Annotated in this window: 7 protein-coding genes and 2 rRNA genes; 5 read left to right on the top strand and 4 right to left on the bottom strand. The window is 66.4% G+C overall.

Annotated elements, in window-relative coordinates; genetic code table 11:
• The first annotated feature begins 80 nt into the window (after positions 1-80).
• A 23S ribosomal RNA gene (locus Q8791_RS11850) occupies positions 81-3,174 on the top strand.
• Between the two features lie 105 nt (positions 3,175-3,279).
• Positions 3,280-3,395: ribosomal RNA gene (gene rrf, locus Q8791_RS11845) — 5S ribosomal RNA — on the top strand.
• An 84-nt stretch (positions 3,396-3,479) separates the two neighbouring features.
• Here rrf and Q8791_RS11840 read toward each other — a convergent pair.
• The 4 genes from Q8791_RS11840 to Q8791_RS11825 all read right to left on the bottom strand — a co-directional run bounded on the left by Q8791_RS11840 (position 3,480) and on the right by Q8791_RS11825 (position 7,653).
• Positions 3,480-4,547 carry a M23 family metallopeptidase gene (locus tag Q8791_RS11840; RefSeq protein WP_330091695.1) on the bottom strand — a complete coding sequence of 356 codons (1,068 nt, stop codon included), beginning with the start codon at positions 4,545-4,547 and terminating at the stop codon, positions 3,480-3,482.
• 317 nt (positions 4,548-4,864) lie between these two features.
• Positions 4,865-5,470, bottom strand: a complete 606-nt coding sequence (locus tag Q8791_RS11835) for a methylated-DNA--[protein]-cysteine S-methyltransferase (RefSeq protein ID WP_330091694.1) — start codon at positions 5,468-5,470, stop codon at positions 4,865-4,867.
• A gap of 150 nt (positions 5,471-5,620) precedes the next feature.
• Entirely contained in the window at positions 5,621-7,192 is a 1,572-nt protein-coding gene (locus tag Q8791_RS11830) for a DNA-3-methyladenine glycosylase 2 family protein (RefSeq protein ID WP_330091693.1), read from the bottom strand.
• Positions 7,193-7,248: 56 nt separating this feature from the next.
• Positions 7,249-7,653, bottom strand: a complete 405-nt coding sequence (locus Q8791_RS11825) for a hypothetical protein (protein WP_330091692.1) — start codon at positions 7,651-7,653, stop codon at positions 7,249-7,251.
• 142 nt (positions 7,654-7,795) lie between these two features.
• Between Q8791_RS11825 and Q8791_RS11820 the strand changes: the two genes are divergently transcribed.
• The 3 genes from Q8791_RS11820 (at position 7,796) to sucD (ending at position 10,709) form a co-directional block, all read left to right on the top strand.
• Positions 7,796-8,206, top strand: a complete 411-nt coding sequence (locus Q8791_RS11820) for a cobalamin B12-binding domain-containing protein (protein ID WP_330091691.1) — start codon at positions 7,796-7,798, stop codon at positions 8,204-8,206.
• A gap of 427 nt (positions 8,207-8,633) precedes the next feature.
• Positions 8,634-9,815: an ADP-forming succinate--CoA ligase subunit beta gene (gene sucC, locus Q8791_RS11815; RefSeq protein WP_330091690.1), complete on the top strand. Its 1,182-nt coding sequence runs from the start codon at positions 8,634-8,636 to the stop codon at positions 9,813-9,815.
• Positions 9,816-9,830: 15 nt separating this feature from the next.
• A complete protein-coding gene (sucD, locus tag Q8791_RS11810) occupies positions 9,831-10,709 on the top strand; it encodes a succinate--CoA ligase subunit alpha (RefSeq protein ID WP_330091689.1) in 879 nt (292 codons plus the stop codon).
• Positions 10,710-10,932 lie beyond the last annotated feature (223 nt).

The raw sequence follows: 10,932 nt of genomic DNA, 5'->3' as shown, positions 1-10,932 counted from the left end.
GGCTGGGGGACGTGGTGTGAGGGTATGCGGTTGGTGTTTTGATTTGTGAATAGTGTGCGCGAGCATCTTATTATCTGTAGTGGCCAAGTGATAGTGGCACACGGTGGATGCCTTGGCATCAGGCGCCGATGAAGGACGTGGGAGGCCACGATAGGCCACGGGGAGCTGTCAACCGAGCTTTGATCCGTGGGTGTCCGAATGGGGAAACCTAGCCCGAGTTGTGTCGGGTTGCCGCTACCTGAATGTATAGGGTAGTTGGTGGTGACGCGGGGAAGTGAAACATCTCAGTACCCGTAGGAAGAGTAAACAACAGTGATTCCCCTAGTAGTGGTGAGCGAACGGGGAAGAGGCTAAACCGTGCGCGTGTGATAGACGGCAGTCGTTGCGTGTGCGGGGTTGTGGGAAACATCTTTCCAGGTCTGCCGACCTGGAGCGCTGATTGATTCTTTTAGCTGAATCCGTTGGGAAACGGAACCGTAGTGGGTGAGAGTCCCGTAGGTGAAGGAAGAGTCTAGGTGTTGGTGTTCTCCCGAGTAGCGCGGAGCCCGTGAAAGTCCGTGTGAATCTGGCAGGACCACCTGCTAAGCCAAAATACGTCCTGATGACCGATAGTGCACTAGTACCGTGAGGGAAAGGTGAAAAGTGCCCCGGTGAGGGGTCGTGAAATAGTACCTGAAACCGTGTGCTGTCAAGCCGTCAGAGCTGAAGCTTGTCTTTGGTGATGGCGTGCCTTTTGAAGAATGAGCCTGCGAGTCATGGTGTGTGGCGAGGTTAACCCGGGTGGGGTAGCCGTAGGGAAACCGAGTCTGAATAGGGCGTTTGAGTCGCATGCTGTGGACCCGAAGCGGAGTGATCTACCCATGTCCAGGGTGAAGCGGGGGTAAGACCTCGTGGAGGCCCGAACCCACCAGGGTTGAAAACCTGGGGGATGAGGTGTGGGTAGGGGTGAAAGGCCAATCAAACTCCGTGATAGCTGGTTCTCCCCGAAATGCATTTAGGTGCAGCGTCGCGTGTTTCTTGCTGGAGGTAGAGCTACTGTTTGGCTGATGGGCCCTACAAGGTTACTGACGTCAGACAAACTCCGAATGCCGGTTAAGTGAAGCGCGGCAGTGAGACTGCGGGGGATAAGCTTCGTAGTCGAGAGGGAAACAGCCCAGATCATCAGCTAAGGCCCCTAAGCGTGTGCTAAGTGGGAAAGGTTGTGGAGTTGCTGAGACAACCAGGAGGTTGGCTTAGAAGCAGCCATCCTTTAAAGAGTGCGTAATAGCTCACTGGTCAAGTGGTTCTGCGCCGATAATGTAGCGGGGCTTAAGCACACCGCCGAAGCTGTGGATGCCAACCTTGTGTTGGTGTGGTAGGGGAGCGTCGTGCATCCGGAGAAGCTGCCGAGTGATCGTGTGGTGGAGGGTGTGCGAGTGAGAATGCAGGCATGAGTAGCGAAAGCAACGTGAGAAACGTTGCCGCCGATTGACTAAGGGTTCCTGGGGCAGGTTAATCCGCCCAGGGTGAGTCTGGACCTAAGGCGAGGCCGACAGGCGTAGTCGATGGATAACGGGTTGATATTCCCGTACCCGTGCACGAGCGTCCAGTATCGAATCAGGTGATGCTAACCACGCTGGTTCTTGGTGGGTCCTTCGGGAGCTGCCTCTGAACTGGTCTGGGATCCGAGCTTGTAGTAGGTAAGTGATGGGGTGACGCAGGAGGGTAGCTCTACCCGGCGGTGGTTGTCCGGGGGTAAGCGTGTAGGCTGAGGGGTTGGCAAATCCGCCCTTCGTGAAGGCTGAGACGTGATGCCGAGCCGTTTTTGGTGAAGTGAGTGATCCCATGCTGTCGAGAAAAGCCTCTAGCGAGTTCGTGTGTGGCCAGTACCCTAAACCGACGCAGGTGGTCAGGTAGAGAATACCGAGGCGTTCGGGTGAACCATGGTTAAGGAACTCGGCAAATTGTCCCCGTAACTTCGGGAGAAGGGGAGCCCTGTCTGGTGATGGCCTTTGCGGTCTGAGCTGGGTGGGGTCGCAGATAGCGGGGGGAAGCGACTGTTTATTAAAAACACAGGTCCGTGCGAAGTCGTAAGACGCTGTATACGGACTGACGCCTGCCCGGTGCTGGAACGTTAAGAGGACTGGTTAGCGGGGGTTCGCCTCTGCGAAGCTGGGAATCTAAGCGCCAGTAAACGGCGGTGGTAACTATAACCATCCTAAGGTAGCGAAATTCCTTGTCGGGTAAGTTCCGACCTGCACGAATGGCGTAACGACTTCCCCACTGTCTCAACCATGGGCCCGGTGAAATTGCACTACGAGTAAAGATGCTCGTTTCGCGCAGCAGGACGGAAAGACCCCGGGACCTTCACTATAGCTTGACATTGGTGTTTGGGATGGTTTGTGTAGGATAGGTGGGAGCCTGTGAAGCTGTCACGCTAGTGGCGGTGGAGGCGTTGGTGAAATACCACTCTGACTGTTTCGGGCATCTAACCTTGGACCGTGATCCGGTTCGGGGACAGTGTCTGGTGGGTAGTTTAACTGGGGCGGTTGCCTCCCAAAGAGTAACGGAGGCGCCCAAAGGTTCCCTCAGCCTGGTTGGTAATCAGGTGTTGAGTGTAAGTGCACAAGGGAGCTTGACTGTGAGACGGACGTGTCGAGCAGGAGCGAAAGCTGGGACTAGTGATCCGGCACCGGCGTGTGGAAGCGGTGTCGCTCAACGGCTAAAAGGTACCCCGGGGATAACAGGCTGATCTTCCCCAAGAGTCCATATCGACGGGATGGTTTGGCACCTCGATGTCGGCTCGTCGCATCCTGGGGCTGGAGTTGGTCCCAAGGGTTGGGCTGTTCGCCCATTAAAGCGGCACGCGAGCTGGGTTTAGAACGTCGTGAGACAGTTCGGTCCCTATCCGCTGTGCGCGTTGGAGACTTGAGAAGGGCTGTCCCTAGTACGAGAGGACCGGGACGGACGAACCTCTGGTGTGCCAGTTGTCCTGCCAAGGGCATGGCTGGTTGGCTACGTTCGGGAGGGATAACCGCTGAAAGCATCTAAGCGGGAAGCTTGCTTCGAGATGAGGTCTCCTGCCTCCTTTGAGAGGGTAAGGCTCCCTGTAGACGACGGGGTTGATAGGCCGGGTGTGGAAGCCCTGTGAGGGGTGGAGCTGACCGGTACTAATAGGCCGAGGGCTTGTCCGCTGCAGATAATTGGATGTTCGCGCACACTTGTTCACACGGTTTTCCGCTGTGGGGTTCTCCTTGCCTTTCGGGGTGGGTTGAGGGTTTCGTGGTGGTGTTTGGTTTCCGTGGTGGTTATTGCTGGAGGGTCACACCCGGTCTCTTTCCGAACCCGGTCGTTAAGTCTCCTTGCGCTGATGGTACTGCCCTGTGGTGGGGTGGGAGAGTAGGTCGCTGCCACGGTTTTTCTTGGGTGGGGAGGTTCCCTTATGGGAACCTCCCCACTTTTTTGTCGCCCTAGATTGTGCGTTTGTGAATCAGGGTTTCCTAGAACCCGTAGTTGTAGACCGCACCACCCGGGTAGACGGTGCCGACACCGCTCCGGTAGACGTATCCGCCGTAGGCCGCGCCCTCATTGAAGGTCCAGCCGCCGAGGGTCCTGCCGTGGAGCGCCACGTACCAGCCCGCCGCGTTGGGGTCGGTGTAGCCCCGCAGGGCGAAGTGGATGTGGGCGCCGGTCGTGGAACCGCCCGCGCAGAGGCTGTTGCCCTGGGTGCCGAGGTAGTGGCCGGTGCCGACGTTGTTGCCGGGCAGCCACTGGTAGTCCTCCAGGTGGTAGTAGTCCGTGGAGTACCCGTTGTCGTGGATCACCCGGGTCCAGCCGGTGCAGAGGCTGTAGGCGTAGCCGCCCCGGGCGGCGCGGGCCTGGCCGTTGCCGCCGGCGAAGTCCACCGAACTGTACGGGTGGCCGGAGCTGAACCCGTGCGGGCCCCCGGTCATGATCATCGAGGAGCCGATGGAGAACGGCAGACCCACCCCGATGTAGGAGGAGGCGGACACCTCGTCCGGGTTGGTGGAGTCGGCGACGGTCTCCCGTTCCTCCTCCGCCAGCAGGGTCGACGCGGAGAGGATCTCGGAGAACTCCTCCGTGCCCTCCAGGCCCACGGTCCACTCCGCCCCCTCGTGGTCGGCGGCGAACAGCCAGGCGTACGGGCTCTCCTCGGAGCCCGTGGGCGCTGTCACGATGGCCACACCGAAGGCCGAGCCGTCGGAGGCCTCGCGGATGTCGATCCTCACGTCGCGGTCCTGGGCGTCGAGGGCGGAGATGCCGGAGCCCCGGACCTCCAGGACATCCGCGATGACCGCGTCGGCGAGCACGTCCTCGGCCGTGGTCCCGGCCGTCCCGCCCGGCAGGGCCCCGGCGGCGGAGTCGTCCGCGGTGACCTCGACGTTGGGTGCGGTGGCGAGCGCGGTGTCGGCCGGTGCGGGTTGGGCCTGGGCCGCTGAAGCGGAGACGACCAGGGCGGCTGCCGCGGTCAGTGAGAGGGTGGCCGCGCCCAGGAACCGGGTGCGGGAAAGGCGCGCGCGAAAGGCGGGGGAGGTGGGGGGTGTCAACGCTTCTCCTTGTGGGGGTAGAGCGAACGGGTTTGACACGACAAGGTGTGATCATGGGTCTCGGATCACATTGCTACCGCACAGTAACTATGCGAATACCAGCCTGCAAGGGGTGGAAAGGTGTGAATGCCGCATAGTCGGAAGTCCACCGAACCCCGCAGGCGCCCCAGGGCAGGCCGAAGCACCCCCGTCCAGGGGACCCCCCGATTTCCAGTCAACCCCGGTGGGGAGTGCGTGACCAGCCCGGGTTCCTTCCTGTGGACAACGCGGAACGGCCCCGTTTCCGGGACCGTTCCGCGTGGATGTGCGCCGTTCCGTCAGGCGGAGGCGACCCTGGCCTCCAGCCCGAGAAGGAACTCCTTGCGCTCCAGGCCGCCCGCGTACCCCGTGAGGGTGCCGTTCGCTCCGATCACCCGGTGGCAGGGAACGATGATGCTGAGGGGGTTGCGGCCGTTGGCCATCCCCACGGCGCGGGAAGCGGTCGGCCGTCCCAGCTCCTCGGCGAGCTGACCGTAGCTCGCGGTCTCCCCGTACGGGATGGTCGTCAACCCCGTCCAGACCCTGCGCTGCCACTCGGTCCCTGCGGGGGCCAGAGGCAGGGCGAAGTCCCGGAGTTCACCGGCGAAGTACGCCGTCAGCTGGCGGACCGCCTCGGCGAACGCTGCCGGGTCGGCGACCCAGTCCGCCGGAACGCTCAGCGTGCTGTCGTCCTTGGCCGGCGTGTACACCCCGCTCAGGGCCTCGCCGTCACCGTGGAGGGTCAACAGCCCCACCGGTGAGTCCATCGTGGTGTACCTGGTCGGCCCGGCCAACGGGGCGCGGAACTCCACGGTCGGTACCCGCTGGGGGGCGACCGGCTCGATGTCCCCGAAGAGTGACTCCTGTCCGTGTGCCTCGGCACGCGGTGCCTGCTTGGTGCTCATACCGTTCCCTCTCGTCCCTCACGTCCGTCTTCGTTTTCCGACGGCGACCGGACCCGGAGGGCCCCGTGGTTCCAACGATGCAGCGGGGGCCACCGCTTCCCGCCCGGTCCGGCCCCGGGCCGATCGCGCTCCTGTCGAACCGGCTCCCGTTCACACCGAGGAACCGGTGCCGCCCGCGGCCACGCGATCACCCGTCCGTGCCCCGCTCGCCCCGTCCACGGCGGGGCCCGCCTCCCGCGCCCGGGCTGCGTCGCCCAACGAGGTCCAGAGCAGGTGCGTGGCGTACGACCGCCAGGGGCTCCACGCGAGAGCGTCCCGGGCCGCCACCGCGGGGGAGGACTTCACCCCCTTGGCCTCCAACGCCAGCCGCACCCCCAGGTCGCCGTGCAGGAACACGTCGGGGTCGCCCAGACCGCGCATCCGCACGTAGCCCGCCGTCCAGGGCCCGATCCCGCGCAGCTCCACCAGGCGCTGTTCGGCCTCGTCCCGGTCGCAGCCCGGCCCCAGGTCGATGCGGCCCGAGGCGACGGCCGAGGCCAGCCCCACCAGGGCCGTTCCGCGCGCCACCGGGATCGAGAACCCCGCGGGGTCCGCCCCGGCCAGCACGTCCGGCTCCGGGAACACGTGTGTGAGCCCGCCCCCCGGGACCTCGAGGCCCTCCACCAGCGGCTTCCCGAACCGCTCCACCAGCCGGCCCGCCAGGGTCCGGGCGGCCCGCACGGACACCTGCTGTCCGAGCACCGCCCGGACCGCGAGCTCCGCCGGGTCCACGTGCCCGGGCGAACGCGTCCCCGGGTGGGCGGTCACGACCGGGCCCAGCAGCGGGTCCCCGCCCAGGGCCTCGGCGACCGCGCGCGGGTCGGCGTCGAGGTCGAGCAGCCTGCGGCACCGGCGTACCGCGCTGGCCAGGTCGCGGGTCTCGGTCAGGCGCAGGCGGCACAGCACGTGCCCCGGCTTCGAGCCGGCCGAGAGCTCCGCCACACCGGGGCCGTGCGGAAGCGGAAGCGTCCGCCGGTACACGCCGTCCCGGTACTCCTCGACGCCGGGGACGGCGCGGTCCCCCAGGAACCGCAGCATCCCGGCCAGGTCGATCGGCTCCCGGTAGGGCAGCCGCAGTGTGATCGTCCCCGGCTCGGAGGCCCCGGGCGACCGGGACCGGCCCATCGAGCGCATCTCGGTGGGGGAGCGGTCGAACACCGCCTGCATCGTCTCGTTGAACTGGCGGACGCTCGCGAACCCGGCCGCGAACGCGACGTCCGTCATCGGCATGTCCGTGGTCTCCACCAGGATCCGGGCGGTCTGGGCCCGCTCGGTGCGTGCCAGGGCCAGCGGCCCGGCCCCCACCTCGGCGGACAGCAGCCGGTTGAGCTGGCGCTCGCTGTATCCCACGGCGGAGGCCAGCGCGCCGACACCGCCCCGGTCCACGGCGCCGTCCTGGATGAGCCGCATCGCGCGGCCGACCACGTCGGCCCGCAGGTTCCACTCGGGAGAGCCGGGAGTCAGGTCCGGGCGGCACCTCTTGCAGGCGCGGAACCCGGACTCCTGGGCCGCGGCCGCCGTGGGGAAGAAGCGGGTGTTGACCCGTTTCGGGGTGACGGCGGGGCAGCTCGGACGGCAGTAGATACCGGTGGTGCGCACTGCCGTGTAGAAGACCCCGTCGAAGCGGGAGTCCCTGCTGTGTACTGCGCGGTAGCGCTGGTCGTCGTCCATCACACTGTCCATGGTCACCCAGGGGGCGGGCCGGGTGCTGGCGGTTTTCGGACATGCACCCCTCGGGGTCAGGAGCCCCCTGGTGTGCGGTCCGGCCCGGTCGCGTCCGCTCCGCCCGGACCGGCCCCGTCGGAGCCGGCCCCGCTCCGGCCGCGCCCGGGGTCCCCGGTGCCGGAGCCGCTGTCGTCCGCCTCCCCGCCGTGGTCGACGAGGTACTGGACGTAGACGGGACGCAGGGCCTCCTGGACCCCGGGGTCGGTCTCGACGGAGAGGGCCTCGTACACGAAGCCGGACAGCTGGGCGACGCTCGCCTCGCTGGCCCTCTCGTTCCCGGCGGCGGCCTCGGCGGCGGGGATGAGGCCGAGCAGCCGCCAGAAGAAGCGCAGATCCCATCGCTTCCGAGCCAGCTCGACGGCGCGGTCCCGCAGGTCCTCTGTGCTGGTCTGGTCGAATTCGGTGGCATCGTCTCCCATGTTCGGAAGATACCCGTCCCCGTGCCCGCCACCCGTGAGTGACCTGGGTTACGCTTCAGACGAATTCATCATCTCCACCCCGTCCCGGGGGACCTCCCACAAGGAGGAACCGGGCCGTGGGGCACATCGTGAGGGGTACGCCATGGCCGAGGGTGCGGCAAGGATCGTCGTCGCCAAACCGGGACTGGACGGGCACGACCGGGGGGTCAAGATCGTCGCCCGCGTCCTGCGCGACGCCGGGATCGAGGTCATCTACACCGGGCTGCGCCAGACGCCGGAGATGATCGTCGCGGCGGCACTCCAGGAGGACGCCGACGGGATCGGGCTGTCCGTGCTCTCCGGCGCGCACATGACCATGTTCACCCGGGTGATGGAGCTGCTGAGGGAGAACGACGCCGAGGACATCCGGGTGTTCGGCGGCGGGATCATCCCCGACGCGGACATCGCGGAGCTCGAACGCCTCGGCGTCGCCAAGATCTTCACCCCTGGCGCGCCCACCTCCGAGATCGCCGAGTGGGTGCGGGAGAACGTGCGCCCCGCGCACGCCGCCTGACCCCCGCGGACCGGCCGGCACCGCGAGCGGGCAGCCCCGTCGTCACCGGGGCGGGAGGCCGCCCGTGGGCGTGATGTTGGTCGCAGGGCCGAAGCGGCCACGGAGCGGCGAATGCCCCCATGTCGTGTTATTCGCGGTGTCGCTGGTCACACAATTTCCCACGCGGGTGCTCCCGCAGTGCGGAATGGACGGCTTTTGGGGCCGGGCGGAGGCGGAGAACCCGCCCCCGGTGTCCGGTGGCCGGATTTCAGGCGACTAAGCTTTGCGCATGTCGCGGGTGGCGACTCCGCGGCGATCCCGATCTCTGTGAACGGCAGGGCCCCTCGGGGGCCTGCTCCGTGTGACACGTACCAGTAGGTCACAGCCGATCCGGACGAGGCCACCCCGGTAGACATCCTGAGCCAGCGAGTTACAAGGACGGACCCTCGTGGACCTGTTCGAATACCAGGCGAAGCAACTCTTCGCAGAGTACGGGGTTCCCGTACCCCAGGGGAAGGTGGCGAGCACGGCCTCCGAGGCACGTGCTATCGCTGACGAGTTCGCCGCTGCCGGCAAGCCCCGCGTCGTTGTCAAGGCGCAGGTGAAGACCGGTGGTCGCGGTAAGGCCGGTGGCGTGAAGGTCGCCGAGGGCCCCGAGGACGCTCAGGCCAAGGCCGAGCAGATCCTCGGTATGGACATCAAGGGCCACACGGTCCACCGTGTCCTGGTCGAGGAGGCCTCCGACATCGCGGAGGAGTACTACTTCTCCTTCCTGTTGGACCGTGCGAACCGCAACTTCCTGTCGATCTGCTCCGCCGAGGGCGGGATGGAGATCGAGGAGGTCGCCGTCTCGAACCCCGACGCGGTCGCCAAGATCTCCATCGACCCGCTGACCGGCGCTCCCGCGAACATCGCGGCTGAGATCGCCAAGGCGGGCAAGCTGCCCGAGGCCGCGGCCGAGGGCGCTGCCGAGATCATCACCAAGCTGTGGGACGCGTTCGTCGGCAAGGACGCCACCCTCGTCGAGGTGAACCCCCTCATCCTCACCAAGGACGGCCGCGTCGTCGCGCTCGACGGCAAGGTCACCCTGGACGAGAACGCCGAGTTCCGTCAGGACCTGGAGAGCCTCACGTTCGCCGAGGAGGGTGACCCCCTCGAGGTCGCCGCCAAGGCGAAGGGTCTGAACTACGTGAAGCTCGACGGTGAGGTCGGGATCATCGGCAACGGTGCGGGTCTGGTCATGTCCACTCTGGACGTGGTCGCCTACGCCGGTGAGGAGCACGGCGGGGTCAAGCCCGCGAACTTCCTCGACATCGGTGGCGGCGCCTCCGCGGAGGTGATGGCCAACGGGTTGGAGATCATCCTGGGCGACCCCGCGGTCAAGAGCGTGTTCGTGAACGTGTTCGGCGGCATCACCGCGTGCGACGCGGTGGCCAACGGCATCGTGCAGGCGCTGGAGCTGCTGGAGGGCCGCGGCGACGACGTCACCAAGCCGCTGGTCGTGCGCCTGGACGGCAACAACGCCGAGCTGGGCCGCCAGATCCTCGACGAGCGCGCCCACCCGGCCGTTCGCCGGGTCGACACGATGGACGGCGCCGCCGCTCAGGCCGCCGAGCTCGCGGCTAAGTAGGGGACGGGACACACCATGGCTATTTTCCTGACCAAGGACAGCAAGGTGCTGGTCCAGGGCATGACCGGCTCTGAGGGCACCAAGCACACCCGTCGGATGCTCGCTTCGGGCACCGACATCGTGGGCGGGGTCAACCCGCGCAAGGCCGGCCAGAAGGTCGACTTCGACGGCACCGAGGTGCCCGTGTTCGGATCGGTGGCCGAGGGCATGGCCGCGACCGGCGCGGACGTGACCGTGATCTTCGTGCCGCCCAAGTTCTCCAAGGACGCGGTGATCGAGGCGATCGACGCCGAGATCGGCCTGGCGGTCGTGATCACCGAGGGCATCCCGGTGCACGACACCGCGGCGTTCTGGTCCTACGCCAACGCCAAGGGCAACAGGACGCGGATCGTGGGCCCGAACTGCCCGGGTCTGATCACGCCGGGGCAGTCGAACGCGGGCATCATCCCGGCCGACATCGCCAAGCCGGGTCGGATCGGTCTGGTGTCCAAGTCGGGCACGCTGACCTACCAGATGATGTACGAGCTGCGCGACATCGGTTTCTCGTCGGCGGTGGGTATCGGTGGTGACCCGATCATCGGGACGACGCACATCGACGCGCTGGCGGCGTTCGAGGCCGACCCGGACACCGACGTGATCGTGATGATCGGTGAGATCGGTGGTGACGCGGAGGAGCGTGCCGCGGAGTTCGTGAAGGCGAACGTGACCAAGCCCGTGGTGGGTTACGTCGCGGGGTTCACCGCTCCGGAGGGCAAGACGATGGGTCACGCGGGCGCGATCGTGTCGGGTTCGGCGGGCACGGCGGCTGCGAAGCAGGAGGCGTTGGAGGCTGCCGGCGTCAAGGTCGGCAAGACCCCCAGCGAGACCGCGAAGCTGGTGCGCGAGCTCTTCTAGCACGCGTTCCACGGGACGCCCCCGGGTGTCCGCTTCCACGGCTCCGCCCCACCGCCGGATCTTCCGGAGGGTGGGGCGGAGCCGTTTTCGCGTGCCCTGAACCAGGTCGAGCCGCCCGCATCCCTCCGGGCCCGCCTCCCACCGCGGCTCCGCGCTCGTGGAGCACCAGCAGGACGGACGCCGCACAGCGTCCCGCGCGGAGCCCCCGGACAGCTGCCCTCCG

It is taken from the genome of Nocardiopsis codii (genome assembly GCF_036327455.1).
Lineage (GTDB): Bacteria > Actinomycetota > Actinomycetes > Streptosporangiales > Streptosporangiaceae > Nocardiopsis > Nocardiopsis codii.
The sequence above is the reverse complement of the archived record's forward strand: the minus strand, read 5'-3'. Positions and strand labels throughout refer to the sequence as shown.

Coding starts and splice junctions, on each gene's coding strand:
- Q8791_RS11835 (WP_330091694.1), bottom strand. CDS start 5,470: ATGAGCACCAAGCAGGCACCGCGTGCCGAGGCACACGGACAGGAGTCA.
- Q8791_RS11830 (WP_330091693.1), bottom strand. CDS start 7,192: ATGGACAGTGTGATGGACGACGACCAGCGCTACCGCGCAGTACACAGC.
- Q8791_RS11825 (WP_330091692.1), bottom strand. CDS start 7,653: ATGGGAGACGATGCCACCGAATTCGACCAGACCAGCACAGAGGACCTG.
- Q8791_RS11820 (WP_330091691.1), top strand. CDS start 7,796: ATGGCCGAGGGTGCGGCAAGGATCGTCGTCGCCAAACCGGGACTGGAC.
- sucD (WP_330091689.1), top strand. CDS start 9,831: ATGGCTATTTTCCTGACCAAGGACAGCAAGGTGCTGGTCCAGGGCATG.